Origin of the sequence: Citrobacter portucalensis, assembly GCF_002042885.1 — a bacterium.
Taxonomy (GTDB): Bacteria; Pseudomonadota; Gammaproteobacteria; order Enterobacterales; family Enterobacteriaceae; genus Citrobacter; species Citrobacter portucalensis.
In genome coordinates this window covers 43,827-60,502 of record NZ_MVFY01000018.1, presented here as the reverse complement: position 1 = coordinate 60,502, position 16,676 = coordinate 43,827, and the positions used below count along the sequence as shown (strand labels likewise).

The window sequence follows — 16,676 nt, the reverse complement described above, 5'->3', positions numbered from 1 at the left end:
TGTTAAGCCTAAACCTAGGCAATTAATGGCGAACGTTAGCAAACAGATGGCTATTAATTGCAATCTTTAGCAAAAGGGGAATCATGCAACATGGCTTCTGAAATCGCAATCATCAAAGTGCCTGCACCTATCGTTACTCTGCAGCAATTCGCAGAGCTTGAGGGTGTTTCTGAACGTACCGCTTACCGTTGGACGACCGGCGACAATCCTTGCGTACCAATCGAACCTCGCACTATCCGTAAAGGCTGCAAGAAAGCCGGTGGCCCGATTCGTATTTATTACGCACGCTGGAAAGAAGAGCAGTTGCGTAAGGCGTTGGGGCATTCCCGTTTTCAACTCGTCATCGGCGCTTAATTCACTTTATGTGAATTGTAAGGATGCAGCATGTTTGATTTTCAGATTTCCAAACATCCCCACTATGACGAAGCGTGCCGGGCTTTTGCGCAGCGTCACAACATGGCGAAGCTGGCCGAGCGTGCGAGTATGAATGTTCAGACGTTACGCAACAAACTCAATCCGGAACAGCCTCACCAGTTTACGCCGCCTGAATTGTGGCTGTTGACTGACCTGACCGAAGACTCAACCCTCGTTGATGGTTTTCTGGCGCAGATTCATTGCCTACCATGCGTGCCGGTTAATGAGCTGGCTAAAGAAAAATTGCAGTCTTACGTCATGCGCGCAATGCGTGAACTTGGCGAGCTGGCGAGCGGTGCGGTATCTGATGAGCGTCTGACCACTGCCCGTAAGCACAACATGATTGAAAGCGTTAACTCTGGCATCCGCATGTTGTCATTGTCGGCTCTGGCGCTGCATGCGCGTCTGCAGACTAATCCCGCTATGTCGAGCGTGGTCGATACCATGAGCGGTATTGGCGCATCGTTTGGTCTGATTTGAGGTGCGTATGCTGAAAGGTGAACCGTCATTCGCGTCTCTGCTCGTTAAGCAAAGCCCTGGCATGAACTACGGACACGGCTGGATCGCAGGTAAGGACGGCAAGCGCTGGCATCCGAGTCGCTCACAGTCCGAATTATTAAAAGGGCTGAAAACAAAGTCGCCGAAATCGTCAGGTTTTTTAATTATTCGTATTGTCCACTTTGTTATTAAAGGAGTGAAACATGTCACGCGATGAATTAAGAATTGTTTTAGGTGCCATGATTCCAAATATGGAGGAAGGTTTTGAAATTAAAACCCGCGATGGCGCAATACTTCGCGTTGACCCTGAGTGGGAGTGCTGCAAAGAATTTAAGGATGGATTAAAAGCCGAAATCATCAAGCAGTTAAAAAGCAAACCTGCTGTTGTATTTGGATACAGTTAATTAATTAAACGTAATTATTTGGCGTAAACCCGCCGGGCTTCTTATTGCCAAAAATCAGGAGGATATATGAGTCGAACTATTTATTTATCAACGCCGAGTAGTGCTGGCGACCACGTGCTGGAGTCTATGTTTAAAGAAGCCAAAAAAGAAGAGCGCAAAGACCGCGCTCTTGCCGTTTCAATCCGCCTCGAAACTCTGGCAGTTCACATTACCAATTCAGATATGACCGGCAAAGAAGCGGCCGAACTTCTGCGCCGCGAAGCAGCCCGCTTTGAGAACGAATCACAGGAGCTGCACTAATGGCCGACACAATTGATTTAGCCCAACAGCGTGAGCAGGAAGACCGCGAGCGCTATATCAATAAAGCGCGCAGCCGTATCGCTGCACCTTCCCGTTTTTTCTGCGAAAAATGTGACACACCAATCCCGGAAGCTCGCCGCATCGCGATTCCGGGCGTGGATTTGTGCGTGACCTGCCAGCAGGTTGAAGAGCTGAAAGCAAAACACTATCGGGGGGCAATATGACTACCCGACCACTAAGCCAGCTCAAGAAAGCGGCGTGTATTTGGGATAAAGCCCATCAAAGCATCTCGGCGTTTTGGCTGCGTCAGCATACCACATCCAAACAGGGTGAATGTCACCCGAAAGAATCGAAGCTACAAATTTTGAAAAAACTTCGGGAACAGCAAAAAGCTCAGTCGACATCGGTAAATGCAGGGGATTTCCAGAGCGAAAAAACTCAACAGTCTGCCGAACACAGCGAGCCGACACATGAATATCTGTCGATAGTTCTTCCCAGGTCTGCCAGTCATCCTGTGGAGATACTGGGGTATCCAAATAACGTCGATTTAAAATTTGTAAGGCGTGCCGAACATGTGTTGACCATTCTTCGCGTGGTTTCCAGCTATGTGGACAATTCCACTCAATTTTCCGACCTAGCTCACGCCGACCAGCTATTGAAAGAGGTAGCCGGTCTGCTATGTGGCATTGAGTGTCAGCAAGAAAAGCATCGCAAATGCCCAGCATGTCGGATGCGGAAATGATCTTCATTGGTTCTTTCGTAGCTTCGAAAGGCGTCACCTCTGTAATCAAATCAACATAGCGGCGTTGGGTGGGATCTTCTTCAGTGAATAAAGTCATAGACACTCCTGTCTCAGCAAAAGCTACGGGTGAGATTGATTATGCCTTTGTATGGAATTTTCCAAAACAGGCAATAGCCAGCCCATATCTCACCTATGACCAACAGCATCGCCGCGACCGCATGTTCGCGGCTTTGCTGCATGCGAGAAAAATGCTTTCCCTCCAGCCTGAGTGCGTGCGTTTTGATGTTTATCGAACCGCTGCGGTGCTGGAGCAAAATCAGGGCAGTCAACGAGCCAATGCTTTTTTAATCAGCTTCTGCAAAAAGGCATTGCCGCGTCTTGAACTGGTCGCCAAAAAATATGAGTGTGCAGGCATCAGCAGCGATGTATCAGGCGATGTTTTCGGTGGTCATTTCGATACGAAATATATGCAGTATCTGGCATCACGTATGGTCAATATGGTCGCCAGATACAACCGCCTCCCGGATATGTCGCGTGCCGACATTGACCTGCTGGCCGCTGATATCGCTAATTTTATTCGTGCTGAACTGGCAGAATATGATGACGCTGATTCAGATTTCGGCGAGTTGGCGACATTACATGGCTGGTACATGCGCGCAGGATTAATTGCTCTGCAATTTGGTGTTACTCCTCCTCATTGGGCGGGACTGACAACAAAATACTTTGACCAGGACAAAGCGGCACCAGCAATCATGCGCATGTTTAATGATGTCTGGTGGCGCGGTCGTTTACGTCGCATTGCGGCTGCATGGCGCGAACATCTGCAAATTGCAGTCGGCAATGTCAGCAAAAAACGACACGCATACGCGAGTAAAAACTGCGTGACCGACTGGCGCGAGCAGAAACGCCGCACGCGTGAATTTCTTAAAGGACTGGAGCTCGAAGACGAAGACGGCAACCGCATCAGTCTGATTGAAAAATACGATGGCTCGGTTGCTAACCCTGCAATACGTCGCTGTGAGCTGATGACCCGCATCCGTGGGTTTGAAAATATCTGCAATGAACTCGGTTATGTCGGGGAGTTTTACACACTGACCGCGCCGTCTAAATATCACGCCACAACTAAAGCGGGCTACCGTAACAGCAAATGGAACGGAGCCAGCCCGTCAGACACGCAGAGTTATCTAACCGGCCTTTGGGCGCGCATACGTGCCAAGTTGCACCGGGAAGAAATCCGCATTTTCGGCATCCGTGTTGCCGAGCCTCATCACGACGGAACGCCTCACTGGCACATGCTTATGTTCATGTTGCCGGAAGATGTCGAGCGCGTGCGCCTCATCATTCGCGATTACGCGTGGGAGGAAGACCGTCACGAACTGAGAAGCGACAAGGCCAAAAAGGCGCGCTTTCATGCCGAGGCCATTGACCCAGAAAAGGGCAGCGCTACCGGCTATGTTGCTAAATACATTTCAAAAAATATCGACGGCTATGCGCTCGATGGTGAAACCGATGACGAAAGCGGTGAGCTGCTGAAAGAGACAGCCCCCGCCGTTTCAGCATGGGCGGCACGCTGGCACATCCGTCAGTTTCAGTTTATCGGCGGCGCGCCGGTGACGGTCTACCGTGAATTGCGTCGTCTCGCTGACACCGAGACAGCACATGGTCTGAGTGTTGAGTTTGCTGCCGTTCATGATGCCGCTGATGCCGGTGACTGGGCTGGTTATGTTAATGCGCAGGGTGGGCCGTTTGTCCGTCGCGATGATTTGCAGGTGCGCACGCTGTATGAACCACGCGCCGAGTTTAATCAGTATGGCGAGGAAACCGTCTGTATCCGTGGTGTTTACGACTCTGTTGTCGGCGCTGGCACCCCGATTTTAACCCGGTTAACGCAGTGGAAAATTGTGCCGAAGCGTGCCGTTGATTTGGCCGTTGACGTTAAGGGCGCTCCTGCGCCCTCTCGGAGTTCTGTCAATAACTGTACGGGAAGCGAAAGCGATCCACCGGAACTTGATTTATCAAAACCCTTGAGTCGACGTGAAAAACGAGAGCTGACAAACCGACTCAGGAAGCAAAAAACACAAATAAGGCGAAAATTCATTCACGGAACGAATGAGCAAAACGCAGTTTTAGCGAAAATTATCGACGAGGTACATCTGACAACAGGCATCACTATCAGCCGGGGCGAAGCCATGCACCTGATGGTTGGTGGTAAAAGTTGTTTTGATGGCAAATGGTTACGCGGAACGGCCAAAGGCGAAATATTTTCCGCAGCACCATCGCATCAGGCTAGAGCTAAGGAACATCAGACCAAAGCTACAGAAATCCTCAGTCGCGTTGCGGTTTTAGCTGAACTGGCAACGAAAATATAACCATGAATATTCATCCATATCATGTACATACAGTGTATTTAACTGTGATTTATTTCTTCACACCTTTTGCCAATACGTGATACTGTATGTTTATACAGTGTCTCGTGGTGGAGGTTGTGTGGATAAAGAGTTGAACAAGCAAGTCATGATTGAACGGGTCGAGATGATTGCGCGCCTAACAACTGAAGGTGCTTGTCAGGAAAGAGATCGTGAGATTGCACTAGATTTGATAGCTGTATTGGCAAAAGGGGAGGTCTTAAAAAATAAAAAATTCATGGTCACTTTTTCTACAGGCAAGGTCGACGATTGTGACTTTACTGAACTGTGATCCATTTAAAAAGTTAGAGAATTCTATGTCGCGTCAACTCGTTGGGATTTACTTGAGAAAGTGTTTGCCGTAAGTTTGTCAAGGATACTCACAGCAATGAAGGAACATAGAATGGCGCTTGAATATAGGCATTTTAAGGATATCAATTTATCTGATATTTTTTTTGATTCTCTGAAAGAAGATTATCCAGAATTTGAAGAGTGGTTTGTAAGAAAAGGTAATGAAAAAGCATATGTTTCATTCAATGAACGTCAACTTATAGATGGCTTTCTTTATCTTAAGGTTGAAGATGAAGAACTGTCTGACTGTACCCCTCAATATCCAAGAAAATTACGTATTAAATGTGGAACCTTTAAAATTGATGCTCACGGTACAAAATTAGGGGAGCGGTTTGTACGTAAAATATTTGACTTCGCATCTCTACAAGATGTGGATGAAATATATGTTACTATTTTTGATAAGCATCAAGGATTGATCGGTCTATTGACTCGGTATGGATTCAGGTTGATATCAAGGAAAAATAAAGAAACGCCGAGTGGAAATGAAGGTGTCTATTTAAAAGATTTTATTTGGAGAGATTGACAATGGATTACAAAAATTACCCGATGATAAAAATGCAGGAACGGAATTTCTTATTAGGGATTTATCCTGTATGGCATACACGTCTTTTCCCAGAGTCAATACTTCGCAATGAAAGCGAATCTATCATCGAAGATGTCTCTTATTCAAATAGTATTCATAAAGTGTATTTAACCAAAATGTATGGGGTGCCGAACCTCCGCAAGGGTGATAATTTGTTGATTTATCGTACGAGTGATGGGCAAGGGAGCGCAAAATATCGCTCAGTAGCCACTTCAATTTGTGTGGTCGAAGAATACAGAAACATTCACGAATTTTCGTCTCTCGCTGATTTTAAAGCATATTGTGCACCATATAGTGTTTTTAGTGATGCAGAGTTGAATGATCTATACCGTAAAAAAAATTACCCATTTATTGTAAAGTTCAGCTATAATTTTCCATTGAAGAAAAAAATTATCAGGCAGAGCCTTATGGATATTACTGGTTATACGGATAGTGATTATTGGGGTTTTTTGAAGCTTACCAATGATCATTTGACCGAGATCCTTAAGGCCGGAGGAGTTAATGAAAGTCTTATTGTCGATTAAGCCAGAGTATGCTGAATCTATCCTCTTGGGTAATAAAAAATATGAGTTTCGAAAAAGCATTTTTAGAAATAAAGATGTTAAAACGGTTGTCATTTATGCGACAATGCCAGTAGGGAAAGTGATCGGGGAATTTGAGATCGATGGTATCTTAGCTCTTGACCCAACCGAGTTGTGGAAAAAAACAAAACGTTATGCAGGGATTTCTAGAGATTTCTTTGATAGCTATTTTTCTGAAAGAGAACGTGGGTTTGCCATTCAGGTAAAAAATCCAAAACGATATGATATTCCTATGAAACTTCATGAGCTTGTACCGGGTGCCGTTCCTCCGCAATCGTTTCGATACATCTAATTATATACGAGCGCACTGCGCTCGTTATTTTTAGGAAAGAATTGATTCTACAATTTCGCTAAAACATTCTTTCGATGGTGAGTTTAGAATTACTAATGGGATTTTTAACTCTTTTGCGACGGCAATTGCATTCTTACGTTCAAGTGCCATAATCTCTTTCGGAGAAAAACTAATATTAGCTTTTCGCTCTATAAATCTTTTTAATATTGTGTCTTCATCGGATTCCACAAGAATTATTCCATCTATTTCCATATCATGAAATATTGAATGGTTAAGCTCGATAAATTTATTTTCTTTTGAAAGTAATACAAAGTGACCATCAAGAAGAAGATCTTGTTCTGTTTTTTTGAAATTAGTTAATTGTTCTATTAGTATTTTTTGATTTTCTTCAGCGTCGTCTGTTTTCTTATCTATCCCCCAGTTTTCTGTTCTTCCTTTTGCTATTAAACTACTGGCGCTATGATGTGCAATGTTATGATTTTCAACAAATTTTCCGCATAAATAACTTTTCCCAACGGCGTGGGCTCCCGCGATAAATAAAATCATATACCCTCCTAAGTCTCATTGTGTTCTTGGTATGAAAAGAAGTATCATGGATGCGCGGTAGTTTCAATAGTAATGGTGATGAAAATGAGAGAATATTCTGCCCTTTCGATTGTAAGTCCGGCAGTTGATAATATATTGTTAGGTTGCAAAAGTGTTGAAATTCGATCTTGGCTTCCTCCCGAGTTACCTATTTATGATTTATTGTTAGTGCAGAATAATAAGTATTTGAATGATGGTGATTCCGACCCCGACGGTGTTGCATTAGCGTTGGTTGATATTTTTACGGTATATGATTGGACGTATAATGATTACCTTCAACGGTCAAATGAAGTGACCTTAGGTAGGAAATGGAAAAAGGGTTATTATATTTGGGAGCTCGAAAATATAAGAAAGATTGAAAATAAGCCGAAGGCTGTAGCACAAAAGGGCATTTATGCTATCAATGTACCTGAGCTCATTCTATGTAAGTCTCAGCGATTGTCTTTCTGAGGTGCATATTAAGGTTTAATCGTGTGCATTGAGGAGCGTATCCCGACTATGCATGAGTTTGCATGCATTTTCATATCAAACTGACAGGACACATTACTAGTGCTATGGCTGCTTTACCGGATAAATGCACCTGCATTAAAACCGACCCATCAAGCGGGCAGGCGAGGCGGGGATAGCATTGCGCGCTGAGCGTGGGATTTAATTTATTTATTCAGCGCCTGAGCGCGTCTCTGTGGCGTTGTTGTGGTTGTGGGTGAGTCACGAGATGAAGCGAAGCGGCGACGGCTTGTCGTGGCGCTGAGGGTGCTGTGTTCGGTGGGGGTAAAGCCGCCACGACGGGCGGCTGTGGGTGGGGTTACTCGTCGTCGGCGAGGCTATATTTTTCAAAGCGGATAATTTCTTCACCCGCCCATTCGTTCAACTCCATAAACCGCGCCTGTAGCGGGGTCAGCTCGTTACGCACAAAGACCTTTGCCACCTTCTCAACGTCACCCACTGAGCCGACGTTCTCAGGTTTGCCGCCCATTAACTGGAATGGGATGCGATGTGCGTCGAGAAGGTCGCCAGCGCTGACTTTCTTGATATTAAAAAAATCATCCTTCGTGGCGACTTCGCTCAGTGGCACAATTTTAATCCCGTCGGCTTTACCATTCGGCGCATAGAAAAACAGATTCTTAAAATTGCCGAGCCCTTTCGAGTCACGCATCGCCTTTCGCAGTGCCTCGACGTCGGTGCTGCTTTGCGCGGCGTCGGTCACATACATGATGTAACCCGCATGCGCGCCGTTCTGATAATACTTGCGACGGAACAGGGTCGCCGATTCATTCAGCCAGGCTGAATTGAGTGCGCTCAGGTATTCCGGCATCCCGTAAAGCTCCTGATTAATATCGGGCTCGAGCAGGTGGAAGACGGAGCCGGGCGCGAACTGGTGCGGCTGTGTGTAGCTCTGAATGTACCAGTAAACGTCATCCTCGATGCCACGGCGGGTGTATTTCGCCGGTGAGGTTTCCAGTTTTAACGGCTTGCCGGTCAGGCTGCGACGCTCTTCGATAAACGCATTACCAAACACCAGATAGTCGAGCGCAAACCGGGTGAAGTCCTGACGGGATAACAGCGGGTGCGGGATGTAGGTCGACACCAGAATATTACGCTTCACGTAAATCGGTGAACTGTGGTGCACGGCGGCGCGCATGCTCTTCGCCAGCCCGGAAAAGCTCACCGGCGGCTCGTACCACTGGCCGTTATCGATACACTCGACGTAATCGAGAATATCGCGGCGGTCGAGTACCGGCGTCGGCTCACCAAAGGTGAATGCTTCCATGCTCTGAGCCGGTGCGGCGGTGTGGTTTTGGGTGCGCGGCGGCTGCTGGCGTTTGTTGCGTTTCTTGCTCATTAGTTCCACTCCATGATGCTGGATGACTGCTCACCGGTCGCGGCGGTCAGCGGCTCATTGATTAATACGTGCATGGTTGCCCAGGCGAGATCGGCGTGACTGGCTTCCTCGGTGCGGCTGGCCTCATAGGTCGAGCTGCGTCCGCTGCTGGTCATGGTTTTGCGGATAGACATAAATGACTGCGTGATATCGGTCGCGCTGACGTCGTACTCGAGGCACCCACGGCGAATGGTGTCTTTGGCTTTGAGCACCATTGCGGTTTTCATTTCCGGCGTGTAGCGGATTTCACGCGCGGCCGGGTAGAACGAGCGCACGAGCTGGAAGACGCCCTGACCGAGCCCGGTTGCATCGATGCCGATATATTCCACGGTGTATTTTTGTGTGAGCTCGCGAATGGATTCGGCCTGTTGGGCGAAGTCCATCCCTTTCCACTGGTGGCGCTCGAGGATGCGGAATTTGCCCCCGGCAACGACCGGCGGCGCGATGACGACGCACCCGGCACTGTCGCCACGTAATGACGGGTCGTAGCCAATCCACACCGGGCGGTGACCGAATGGCCGGTCGGCAAATGGCGCGTAGTCCTCCCATTTCTCGAGGCTGTCGACCATGCAGCGTTGCAGCTCTTCGAACGGGAATACCGACGCTTTATCGTCGACGAACTCGCACATAAACAGGTTGCGGAACTCATCGACACTGTTCTCGCGCTTCAGCGTATCGATGTTGAACAGTGTGCACCCTTTGGCGAGTGCGTCCTCGATGGTGACAATCTGTCGCCACTGGCCGTCAGAACAGGCGACGCCCTTCGCGAGTGCGGCGTGACTGATATCGATATCGACGCGCTCGCTCTTGTCTGAGCGCCCCTTGTTGAACTGCTCACCCGACCAGAACGGGTAAGCGCCGTGCGCCAGCGATGAGGGGGTCGAAAAATAGGTCGTGCGTAAATGCTCCTGTGACGACATGCCACCGGCGACGCGCTTCAGTTTCTGAAAGTTGGGGATCCAGAAAATTTCGTCGACATACAGGTCACCGTTGTGACTCTGTGCCGTGTTGGCATTGGTACCGAGAAACATCAGCTCCGCGCCATTGTTGCCGAGCACAATCGGGTCGCCGGTAAGCTCGACGTCAACCTGTCGGGCAAAGGCGATGATGTATTTACGGAACACGTAGGCCTGTGTCTTACTGGCCGATAAAAATATCTGGTTGTGACCGGTCTTCAGCGCCTGTAACAGCGCCTCACGTGCAAAATAGAACGTCGCACCAATCTGTCGCGATTTCAGGATGTGCCTGATGCGGTGCGCCAGTCCCGCGCGCCACCACTCGAGCTGATAGTCGAAAGACTGCTCGAGGAAAATCTCTTCGAGTTTCTCGATAGCCTCTTCGCTGAAAAAATTCTTTTTCGGCTTCTTCTTTTCCCCTTTGTTGCGGTTGGCCACGTTCGGGTTTAAATCCGCTTCGTTGCCGGTCTGGCCGTAACGGTTAACCCGCGCGAGGCGCTCCATCTGGCGCGCCAGAAAATCCGCGACCTTAAAGTCGTGAGCCGTCAGGTCTGGCTTTGCATAGAGCTGAATGAGTCGCGCCTCGAGCGTGAATTCGACCCGATTTAACGGGGCGGTTTCTTCCCATTTATCACGCTGTTTCCAGCTCTGCACCGTGGGGCGCTTGACCTGTAACTGCTCCGCGATTTGTGGCACGGAATAGCCCTGCCAGAACAAAAGCGCGGCCTGTCGGCGCGGGTCGCTGAGTAGTGATGTGTCGTTGGTAGTGGTCATAAAACCTCACTGTGATGAGTACACGGCAAGGCTAAAGATTCAGGGGGGATGAATCGCTAACCCCCTGTTGTGTCAGGGGTTGCACTTCTGTAACCGGTGGCTGACGAGGGAGGGAGTCGGGAAACTACATCCGACCCGATAACCCAACTCAGGACACCTGACTCATGGCTAAAAAAATTTCGAAATGGTTTCGCATCGGCGTCGAGGGGGACACCTGCGACGGTCGCGTCATCAGTGCGACTGATATTCAGGAGATGGCTGATTCGTATGACCCGCGCGTCTACGGTTGCCGTATTAACCTCGAGCACCTGCGCGGCCTGTTGCCTGACAGCGTATTTAAACGCTATGGCGATGTGGCTGAGCTGAAAGCCGAAGTTATTGACGATGATTCAGCGCTCAATGGCAAGCTGGCATTGTTTGCCAAAATCACGCCGACCGATGACCTCGTCGCGATGAATAAGGCAGGACAAAAAGTCTATACCTCAATGGAAATTCAACCGAACTTTGCCAACAGCGGCAAATGCTATCTGGTTGGTCTGGCCGTCACTGACGACCCGGCAAGCCTCGGTACTGAATATCTTGAGTTTTGCCGTACCGCGAAACACAACCCCCTCAACCGATTTAAAGCCAGCCCTGAGAATTTCTTCTCAGTGGCAACCCTTGCCGAGCTGGAATTCGAAGACCTGCCCGACACCCTGCTGACCAGACTCAGCGACACCGTGAAAGGCATCTTCAGCCGTAAACAGACTGACGACGATGCGCGTTTCGGTGATGTACATGAAGCCGTGACCGCCATCGCCGAGCGGGTGCAGACCGGCGGCGAAAGCGCCGAGGTGCGTTTCAGTGCTATTGAAGCCGAACTCGCCGACGTCAAAAAAGCGCTCGCCGAACAGGCCGACGCCACCTCGCAGCAATTCAGCACCCTGACCACCACGCTGGAAAACACCGAAAGCAGATCACAGGCGCGCCGCAAGTTAAGTACCGGCGGTGACGGTGATTCGGCGGTCTCCACGCTGACCGACTGCTAACCCCTGATAAACCCGAAGGAAAAGAAACGCCATGCGTAAAGACACCCGTTTTAAATTCAATCAGTACCTGAGCCGTATCGCCGAACTGAACGGCATCGAGGTCAGCGACCTCGACAAAAAATTCACCGTCGAGCCGTCGGTGACGCAGACCCTGTTTGACAAAATCCAGCAGTCGTCCAGCTTCCTGAAGCTCATCAACATGGTGACGGTTGGCGAGCTGACCGAGGAAAAAGTCGGCATCGATGTGACCGGCTCCATTGCCAGCACCGCTGATACCGACGGTGGCGTCGAGCGTAAGACCGCTGATTTCGCGAAAATGGATGCGTACCGCTATTTCTGTCATCCGGTGAACTTCGACTATCACCTGAAGTACAACAAGCTCGACCTGTGGGCGCGTTTTCAGGATTTCCAGATTCGGATCCGTAACGCCATCATCAAGCGTCAGGCGCTGGATTACATCACCATCGGCTTTAACGGCGTGAGCCGGGCGGCGACGTCTGACCGTAGCAAAAACCCGTTACTTCAGGATGTGGCTGTCGGCTGGTTGCAGAAATACCGCAACGACGCGCCTGAGCGTGTGATGTCCAGCATCACCGACGCTGACGGTACCGTGATTTCGAACACAATCAAAGTAGGTAAAGGGGGGCATTACGCCAACCTCGACGCGCTGGTCATGGATGCTTTCGAGTCGCTGGTCGCGGAAATTCACCGCGAGAACCCGGAAATGGTTGTCATCTGTGGTCGCCGTATCCTGACCGACAAATACTTCCCGATGATTAACAAGTTCCAGGCAAACAGCGAACAGCTCGCCGGTGAGCTGATTATCAGCCAGAAAACCATCGGCCAGCTTCAGGCGGTGCGCGCGCCATTCTTCCCGGCAAACAGCGTTTTCATCACCACGCTGGATAACATTTCGATTTATCTGTACGAGGACGGTCACCGCCGCCACATCGTCGAAAATCCGAAACTCGACCAGGTGGAAAACTACGAACAGGTCAAAGTCGATTTCGTTATCGAGGACTACGAGGCCGGTTGCCTGATTGAAAATATCGAGATCCTCGAACCGGAAGAACCCGCCACCTCGGAACCAGTGAGCGCGGAAGTCTTCGCGGCGGCAATGGTCAAAGCGATGCAGTCTCTGACAGGCAGCGCACCGGCTGAAACCGGCACAACTGACGGCAAGGAGGCATAACCGATGGCAACCCCCGCACAGCGTCATGCGATGCGGGTCTCGGCTATCAGGGCATCGCAGCGGGATAACGCCCCGCTGCGTCATGCCTCACCTTACGAGCAAATGCTCGTCAAGCTGGCCGCAGACCGCCGGACGCTATCAGCAATTCGTTCTAAAGAACGCAAAGCGGATAAAAAACGCGAATTACTCCCGCTGTACCTGCCGTGGGTCGCTGGCGTACTGGAAAGCGGCACCGGCGCACAGGATGACATTCTGATGACGGTGATGCTCTGGCGTCTTGATGCGGGGGATATCACCGGCGCGATTGAGATTGCGCGCTATGCGCTGCGTTTCGGTCTGTCGATGCCGGAAAATCATTCCCGCACCACCCCATACATGCTGGCCGAAGAGGTCGCACTCGCGGCAACCCGCGCCCGTATTGCCGGTGAGCCGGTCGACGCTGCGCAACTGCTTGAGGTCATCGGGCTGACCGATGCCGCCGATATGCCTGACGAAGTGCGCGCCCGGCTGCATAAGGTCACCGGTCTGACCCTGCGTGATGCCGGTCAGCTTCCTGATGCGCTGGTGCACCTGCAACGCGCCTTACAGCTCGACACCAACGCCGGGGTAAGAAAGGACATTGAGACCCTCACTCGTGAGCTGAGCCCGAAACCGGTCGTCGTCAAAAAAACGGCGCCGAAAGCCGCGAAAAAAGCACCCGCGAAAAAACAAGATTCACCGGTGAAACGAGGGCGGGGACGCCCGAAGAAAGTCGCCGGTTAACAGAACGCGCCCCGCGCCGGGCGGCACGCTGGTCAATGTCGGTGATTCACCGTAACTGCGACCGGCGTCCACCGCCCACCTATTTACTGAGGTACTCATGACCATGATTGTGATGAATAACCCGGCGCAACAGCGCGACCAGATGGTCATCCCGCCGGTGCCGGTCGACGAGCCGGTGATTAAAAACACGGCCTTTTTCCCGGATGTTGATCCGAAGCGTATGCGCGAAGAAATGCGCCTCGAGCAGACCGTGACGCCGGTGCGTCTGCGCCGGGCGATTAAAACCGCGATGGCCGAGACCAATGCCGAGTTAACCGACTGGCGCGACCTTCAGCTCGCCGCCGGTTATCAGCGCCTCGAGGATGTGCCGACGGATGAGCTCGACGGCGAAAGTGTGCGGGTTTTTCACTACTTCAACGCTGTTTGCTCGATGACGACCGCGACGCTGTACGAGCGTTACCGGGGCGTTGATGCCAGCGCCAAAGGTGACAAAAAGGCCGACAGCATCGATGACACCATCGATGAAATGTGGCGTGACATGCGCTGGTCGGTTGCCCGTATCCAGGACAAAGCGCGCTGCATCGTGGGGCAAATCTGATGAACGTCATCGCGCATCAGGGCGACACGCTCGACACGTTATGTAAGCGCCATTACGGGCGCACTGAAGGTGTGGTCGAGGCTGTATTGCTGGCTAATCCGGGGCTCGCTGAGCTGGGTGTCGTCCTGCCACATGGCACGGCGGTCAGTCTGCCTGAAGTCGACGCCGCACCGGTATCGGAGACCGTGAATTTATGGGACTGACTGTGGATAAAATCACAACCTTTCTGACCTACTGGCTGTCAGTGGTGCTGGCGTATTTCGGTACGCAGACACCGGAACGGCTCGCGCTTTATGTCGGGGGAAGCTGCGCCATTTTTACCGCGCTGGTTAACTTCTGGTACCAGCGAAAGAAATACCGCTATCTCGTCTCGATGGGGATTGATAAGGGGGTTATTCGTGGGCTCATTCGTTAAACGTTGCAGTGTGGCCGTCGTGCTGGCGCTGGCGGCACTGGTACCTGATTTTCGTTTGCTTCACACCTCGCCGGAGGGGCTCGCGCTGATTGCCGACCTCGAGGGTTGCCGGTTGCGCCCTTATCAGTGCAGCGCGGGCGTGTGGACGTCAGGCATCGGCCATACTGCCGGGGTGGTACCGAAACGGGATATCACCGAGAAGGAAGCCGCCGCGAATCTGGTCGCTGATGTGCTGAACGTCGAGAAACGACTCTCGGTCTGTGTGCCTGTTGAAATGCCACCCGCCGTCTATGACGCGCTGGTCAGCTTCGCTTTTAACGTCGGTACCGGCGCGGCCTGTCGCTCAACGCTGGTGTATCACCTGAAACACCGGCAATGGTGGCAAGCCTGTGACCAGCTCACCCGCTGGGTGTTTGTGAATGGTGAGCGTAATACCGGGCTCGAAAATCGCCGCTTTCGCGAGCGCGCCTACTGCCTGAAGGGGGCGAAATGAAAACGATAGTCGTGTTGTTAGTGCTGGCGGTGGCCGGGCTGCTCTGGATGCGCCACGAAAACACCACGCTGACCCGCTCCTTTGAGCGGGCGAACAAGGTCGCAGGTGAACAAAAAACGCTGATTACCATGCTGAAAAGCCAGCTTAAAACGGCCTCCCGTGTCCGTGGGGAAAATGAGACCGCTCAGGTCTTACTGCGCGGTGAGCTCATCGATGCCGGAGCGCGGGCGCAACGCCGGGAACAGACCATTACGAGGTTACTCAATGAAAATGAACAGCTTCGCCGCTGGTATAGCGCTGATTTACCTGATGCTGTGCGCCGGTTGCACCAGCGCGCCGCCTGTGCCGACGCCGGTGATTGTTTACAACGCATGCCCGAGGGTCAGTCTTTGCCCGATGCCGGGAAGTGACCCGACCACCAATGGTGACCTGAGCGCGGATATACGCCAGCTCGAAAGCGCCCTCGAGCGCTGTGCGCTACAGGTCAGAACCGTGAAAAACTGTCAGGATAAAATCGATGTACAAGCCGAAGAGTCTGCGAAAAGCCTTAACTGATGCCGTGCCGGTGCTTGCACGAAACCCCGATATGATGCGTGTCTTTATCGACAACGGGAATCTTGCCTCGACGCTGGCGACGTCGCTGTCGTTTGAGAACCGGTACACGCTGAATGTGGTGGTGACCGATTTCACGGATGATATCGAGCTGTTACTCGTCCCGATTCAGGCGTGGTTGCGCATCCATCAGGCTGACATTATGACGACCGATGAAGGGCGTAAAAAGGGATTCACCTATTTTGCCGATATCAACGACAGCACCGATATCAGTATCAGCCTTATGCTGACCGAGCGCACCCTCGTTAAAGAGCAGGGGGATAAGCTCCACGTCGAACAGGCAGAAGAGCCGCAGCCGCCGGAACCCGTTACCCGGCCAGTTGAGCTGTATGTTAACGGTGAGCTCGTGAGTCGATTGCATGAATGACTTTAAACCCTTTGACGATAAGCTCGCGGGGCTGATAGCGGCGCTGTCTCCTGCCGCCCGTCGCAGAATGGCCGCAGATATCGCGAAGACCCTGCGAGCCCGTCAACAGCGCCGGATTAAAACGCAGAAAGCACCGGACGGGACACCTTACGCCGCCCGAAAACGCCAGCCGGTAAAAGCCAAAAAAGGCTGGGTTAAGCGGGAAATGTTCGCCAAACTCCGTACCAGTCGTTTTATGAAAGCCACGGCGGGGAATGACTCGGCGGTCGTGGAATTTACCGGCAAGGTACAACGAATGGCGAATGTGCATCAGCACGGTCTCAAGGATAAGCCTGGGCGAAACAGTGCGCAGGTGCAGTACGACGCCCGACCATTGTTAGGTTTCCAAAGTGACGACTTGGCTATTATTGAAGTTATAATAGCCAAGGGCTTCGATATCTAA

Annotated in this window: 26 protein-coding genes and 1 pseudogene; 23 read left to right on the top strand and 4 right to left on the bottom strand. The window is 51.2% G+C overall.

All coding sequences use genetic code 11. The features are described from left to right. Positions 1–90 precede the first annotated feature (90 nt). The 6 genes from BZK40_RS21140 (at position 91) to BZK40_RS21115 (ending at position 1,840) form a co-directional block, all read left to right on the top strand. Positions 91–354: a hypothetical protein gene (locus tag BZK40_RS21140; RefSeq protein ID WP_001630878.1), complete on the top strand. Its 264-nt coding sequence runs from the start codon at positions 91–93 to the stop codon at positions 352–354. Between the two features lie 30 nt (positions 355–384). After that, complete coding sequence (locus BZK40_RS21135) at positions 385–894, top strand: phage regulatory CII family protein (protein WP_079935248.1); 510 nt, start codon at positions 385–387, stop codon at positions 892–894. Positions 895–901: 7 nt separating this feature from the next. After that, complete coding sequence (locus BZK40_RS21130; protein ID WP_079935247.1) at positions 902–1,129, top strand: phage filamentation protein Fil family protein; 228 nt, start codon at positions 902–904, stop codon at positions 1,127–1,129. Continuing rightward, positions 1,116–1,316 carry a hypothetical protein gene (locus BZK40_RS21125; RefSeq protein WP_001550179.1) on the top strand — a complete coding sequence of 67 codons (201 nt, stop codon included), beginning with the start codon at positions 1,116–1,118 and terminating at the stop codon, positions 1,314–1,316. Before BZK40_RS21130 ends, BZK40_RS21125 begins: the two co-directional genes overlap by 14 nt. A 66-nt stretch (positions 1,317–1,382) precedes the next feature. Continuing rightward, positions 1,383–1,616: a DUF2732 family protein gene (locus BZK40_RS21120; protein WP_079935246.1), complete on the top strand. Its 234-nt coding sequence runs from the start codon at positions 1,383–1,385 to the stop codon at positions 1,614–1,616. Continuing rightward, a complete protein-coding gene (locus tag BZK40_RS21115) occupies positions 1,616–1,840 on the top strand; it encodes a TraR/DksA family transcriptional regulator (RefSeq protein ID WP_079935245.1) in 225 nt (74 codons plus the stop codon). Before BZK40_RS21120 ends, BZK40_RS21115 begins: the two co-directional genes overlap by 1 nt. 21 nt (positions 1,841–1,861) lie before the next feature. On the opposite strand, the gene BZK40_RS24675 is transcribed toward BZK40_RS21115, so the two are convergent. Next, the gene (locus BZK40_RS24675; protein WP_172111199.1) at positions 1,862–2,455 is read right to left on the bottom strand and encodes a hypothetical protein; all 594 of its coding nucleotides are present in this window, start codon (positions 2,453–2,455) and stop codon (positions 1,862–1,864) included. A gap of 175 nt (positions 2,456–2,630) precedes the next feature. Here BZK40_RS24675 and BZK40_RS21105 point away from each other — a divergent pair, with 175 nt between their 5' ends. The 5 genes and pseudogenes from BZK40_RS21105 (at position 2,631) to BZK40_RS21090 (ending at position 6,570) form a co-directional block, all read left to right on the top strand. Next, a complete protein-coding gene (locus BZK40_RS21105) occupies positions 2,631–4,727 on the top strand; it encodes a replication endonuclease (RefSeq protein ID WP_354086331.1) in 2,097 nt (698 codons plus the stop codon). Positions 4,728–4,845: 118 nt separating this feature from the next. Next, positions 4,846–5,034 (top strand): annotated as a pseudogene (locus BZK40_RS21100) (DinI family protein); the annotation flags it as partial. 132 nt (positions 5,035–5,166) lie between these two features. Next, on the top strand, positions 5,167–5,637 hold the full coding sequence (locus tag BZK40_RS24670) for a GNAT family N-acetyltransferase (protein ID WP_172111197.1): 471 nt from the start codon (positions 5,167–5,169) through the stop codon (positions 5,635–5,637). Between the two features lie 2 nt (positions 5,638–5,639). Further along, positions 5,640–6,221, top strand: coding sequence for a hypothetical protein (locus BZK40_RS24665; RefSeq protein ID WP_172111195.1), 582 nt, complete (start codon positions 5,640–5,642; stop codon positions 6,219–6,221). After that, the gene (locus BZK40_RS21090; RefSeq protein ID WP_079935242.1) at positions 6,199–6,570 is read left to right on the top strand and encodes an ASCH domain-containing protein; all 372 of its coding nucleotides are present in this window, start codon (positions 6,199–6,201) and stop codon (positions 6,568–6,570) included. The genes BZK40_RS24665 and BZK40_RS21090 overlap by 23 nt, the downstream gene beginning before the upstream one ends. 30 nt (positions 6,571–6,600) lie before the next feature. Here the strand turns inward: BZK40_RS21090 and BZK40_RS21085 are convergent, their stop codons facing one another. Beyond that, positions 6,601–7,116: an ATP-binding protein gene (locus tag BZK40_RS21085; RefSeq protein WP_079935241.1), complete on the bottom strand. Its 516-nt coding sequence runs from the start codon at positions 7,114–7,116 to the stop codon at positions 6,601–6,603. A gap of 84 nt (positions 7,117–7,200) precedes the next feature. Here BZK40_RS21085 and BZK40_RS21080 point away from each other — a divergent pair, with 84 nt between their 5' ends. Next, positions 7,201–7,605, top strand: coding sequence for an ASCH domain-containing protein (locus tag BZK40_RS21080; protein WP_079935260.1), 405 nt, complete (start codon positions 7,201–7,203; stop codon positions 7,603–7,605). 355 nt (positions 7,606–7,960) lie between these two features. Here BZK40_RS21080 and BZK40_RS21075 read toward each other — a convergent pair whose 3' ends face one another. Together BZK40_RS21075 and BZK40_RS21070 are read right to left on the bottom strand one after the other, a co-directional pair. Then, positions 7,961–8,998: a phage portal protein gene (locus BZK40_RS21075; RefSeq protein ID WP_079935240.1), complete on the bottom strand. Its 1,038-nt coding sequence runs from the start codon at positions 8,996–8,998 to the stop codon at positions 7,961–7,963. Continuing rightward, complete coding sequence (locus BZK40_RS21070; RefSeq protein WP_079935239.1) at positions 8,998–10,767, bottom strand: terminase ATPase subunit family protein; 1,770 nt, start codon at positions 10,765–10,767, stop codon at positions 8,998–9,000. Before BZK40_RS21070 ends, BZK40_RS21075 begins: the two co-directional genes overlap by 1 nt. A 164-nt stretch (positions 10,768–10,931) precedes the next feature. Between BZK40_RS21070 and BZK40_RS21065 the strand changes: the two genes are divergently transcribed. The 11 genes from BZK40_RS21065 (at position 10,932) to BZK40_RS21015 (ending at position 16,676) form a co-directional block, all read left to right on the top strand. Next, complete coding sequence (locus BZK40_RS21065) at positions 10,932–11,795, top strand: GPO family capsid scaffolding protein (RefSeq protein ID WP_079935238.1); 864 nt, start codon at positions 10,932–10,934, stop codon at positions 11,793–11,795. Between the two features lie 31 nt (positions 11,796–11,826). Beyond that, on the top strand, positions 11,827–12,987 hold the full coding sequence (locus BZK40_RS21060) for a phage major capsid protein, P2 family (protein ID WP_079935237.1): 1,161 nt from the start codon (positions 11,827–11,829) through the stop codon (positions 12,985–12,987). A gap of 3 nt (positions 12,988–12,990) precedes the next feature. After that, positions 12,991–13,749: a phage terminase small subunit gene (locus BZK40_RS21055; protein ID WP_079935236.1), complete on the top strand. Its 759-nt coding sequence runs from the start codon at positions 12,991–12,993 to the stop codon at positions 13,747–13,749. A gap of 97 nt (positions 13,750–13,846) precedes the next feature. Further along, positions 13,847–14,347, top strand: coding sequence for a head completion/stabilization protein (locus BZK40_RS21050; RefSeq protein ID WP_079935235.1), 501 nt, complete (start codon positions 13,847–13,849; stop codon positions 14,345–14,347). After that, positions 14,347–14,550, top strand: coding sequence for a tail protein X (locus tag BZK40_RS21045; protein WP_079935234.1), 204 nt, complete (start codon positions 14,347–14,349; stop codon positions 14,548–14,550). Before BZK40_RS21050 ends, BZK40_RS21045 begins: the two co-directional genes overlap by 1 nt. Next, complete coding sequence (locus tag BZK40_RS21040; protein ID WP_000524754.1) at positions 14,541–14,762, top strand: phage holin family protein; 222 nt, start codon at positions 14,541–14,543, stop codon at positions 14,760–14,762. Before BZK40_RS21045 ends, BZK40_RS21040 begins: the two co-directional genes overlap by 10 nt. Beyond that, entirely contained in the window at positions 14,746–15,255 is a 510-nt protein-coding gene (locus BZK40_RS21035; protein WP_079935233.1) for a lysozyme, read from the top strand. Before BZK40_RS21040 ends, BZK40_RS21035 begins: the two co-directional genes overlap by 17 nt. Continuing rightward, the gene (gene lysB, locus BZK40_RS24895; protein ID WP_079935232.1) at positions 15,252–15,665 is read left to right on the top strand and encodes an Rz-like lysis system protein LysB; all 414 of its coding nucleotides are present in this window, start codon (positions 15,252–15,254) and stop codon (positions 15,663–15,665) included. Before BZK40_RS21035 ends, lysB begins: the two co-directional genes overlap by 4 nt. Further along, positions 15,565–15,810 (top strand): Rz1-like lysis system protein LysC, encoded by a 246-nt coding sequence (gene lysC / locus BZK40_RS24710; protein ID WP_079935231.1) that lies wholly within the window; start codon positions 15,565–15,567, stop codon positions 15,808–15,810. Before lysB ends, lysC begins: the two co-directional genes overlap by 101 nt. Beyond that, positions 15,773–16,234, top strand: coding sequence for a phage tail protein (locus BZK40_RS21020; RefSeq protein WP_079935230.1), 462 nt, complete (start codon positions 15,773–15,775; stop codon positions 16,232–16,234). The genes lysC and BZK40_RS21020 overlap by 38 nt, the downstream gene beginning before the upstream one ends. Continuing rightward, the gene (locus tag BZK40_RS21015) at positions 16,227–16,676 is read left to right on the top strand and encodes a phage virion morphogenesis protein (RefSeq protein ID WP_079935229.1); all 450 of its coding nucleotides are present in this window, start codon (positions 16,227–16,229) and stop codon (positions 16,674–16,676) included. Before BZK40_RS21020 ends, BZK40_RS21015 begins: the two co-directional genes overlap by 8 nt.

Coding starts and splice junctions, on each gene's coding strand:
- BZK40_RS21140 (WP_001630878.1), top strand. CDS start 91: ATGGCTTCTGAAATCGCAATCATCAAAGTGCCTGCACCTATCGTTACT.
- BZK40_RS21135 (WP_079935248.1), top strand. CDS start 385: ATGTTTGATTTTCAGATTTCCAAACATCCCCACTATGACGAAGCGTGC.
- BZK40_RS21130 (WP_079935247.1), top strand. CDS start 902: ATGCTGAAAGGTGAACCGTCATTCGCGTCTCTGCTCGTTAAGCAAAGC.
- BZK40_RS21125 (WP_001550179.1), top strand. CDS start 1,116: ATGTCACGCGATGAATTAAGAATTGTTTTAGGTGCCATGATTCCAAAT.
- BZK40_RS21120 (WP_079935246.1), top strand. CDS start 1,383: ATGAGTCGAACTATTTATTTATCAACGCCGAGTAGTGCTGGCGACCAC.
- BZK40_RS21115 (WP_079935245.1), top strand. CDS start 1,616: ATGGCCGACACAATTGATTTAGCCCAACAGCGTGAGCAGGAAGACCGC.
- BZK40_RS24675 (WP_172111199.1), bottom strand. CDS start 2,455: ATGACTTTATTCACTGAAGAAGATCCCACCCAACGCCGCTATGTTGAT.
- BZK40_RS24670 (WP_172111197.1), top strand. CDS start 5,167: ATGGCGCTTGAATATAGGCATTTTAAGGATATCAATTTATCTGATATT.
- BZK40_RS24665 (WP_172111195.1), top strand. CDS start 5,640: ATGGATTACAAAAATTACCCGATGATAAAAATGCAGGAACGGAATTTC.
- BZK40_RS21090 (WP_079935242.1), top strand. CDS start 6,199: ATGAAAGTCTTATTGTCGATTAAGCCAGAGTATGCTGAATCTATCCTC.
- BZK40_RS21085 (WP_079935241.1), bottom strand. CDS start 7,116: ATGATTTTATTTATCGCGGGAGCCCACGCCGTTGGGAAAAGTTATTTA.
- BZK40_RS21080 (WP_079935260.1), top strand. CDS start 7,201: ATGAGAGAATATTCTGCCCTTTCGATTGTAAGTCCGGCAGTTGATAAT.
- BZK40_RS21075 (WP_079935240.1), bottom strand. CDS start 8,998: ATGAGCAAGAAACGCAACAAACGCCAGCAGCCGCCGCGCACCCAAAAC.
- BZK40_RS21070 (WP_079935239.1), bottom strand. CDS start 10,767: ATGACCACTACCAACGACACATCACTACTCAGCGACCCGCGCCGACAG.
- BZK40_RS21065 (WP_079935238.1), top strand. CDS start 10,932: ATGGCTAAAAAAATTTCGAAATGGTTTCGCATCGGCGTCGAGGGGGAC.
- BZK40_RS21060 (WP_079935237.1), top strand. CDS start 11,827: ATGCGTAAAGACACCCGTTTTAAATTCAATCAGTACCTGAGCCGTATC.
- BZK40_RS21055 (WP_079935236.1), top strand. CDS start 12,991: ATGGCAACCCCCGCACAGCGTCATGCGATGCGGGTCTCGGCTATCAGG.
- BZK40_RS21050 (WP_079935235.1), top strand. CDS start 13,847: ATGACCATGATTGTGATGAATAACCCGGCGCAACAGCGCGACCAGATG.
- BZK40_RS21045 (WP_079935234.1), top strand. CDS start 14,347: ATGAACGTCATCGCGCATCAGGGCGACACGCTCGACACGTTATGTAAG.
- BZK40_RS21040 (WP_000524754.1), top strand. CDS start 14,541: ATGGGACTGACTGTGGATAAAATCACAACCTTTCTGACCTACTGGCTG.
- lysB (WP_079935232.1), top strand. CDS start 15,252: ATGAAAACGATAGTCGTGTTGTTAGTGCTGGCGGTGGCCGGGCTGCTC.
- lysC (WP_079935231.1), top strand. CDS start 15,565: ATGCTGTGCGCCGGTTGCACCAGCGCGCCGCCTGTGCCGACGCCGGTG.
- BZK40_RS21020 (WP_079935230.1), top strand. CDS start 15,773: ATGTACAAGCCGAAGAGTCTGCGAAAAGCCTTAACTGATGCCGTGCCG.
- BZK40_RS21015 (WP_079935229.1), top strand. CDS start 16,227: ATGAATGACTTTAAACCCTTTGACGATAAGCTCGCGGGGCTGATAGCG.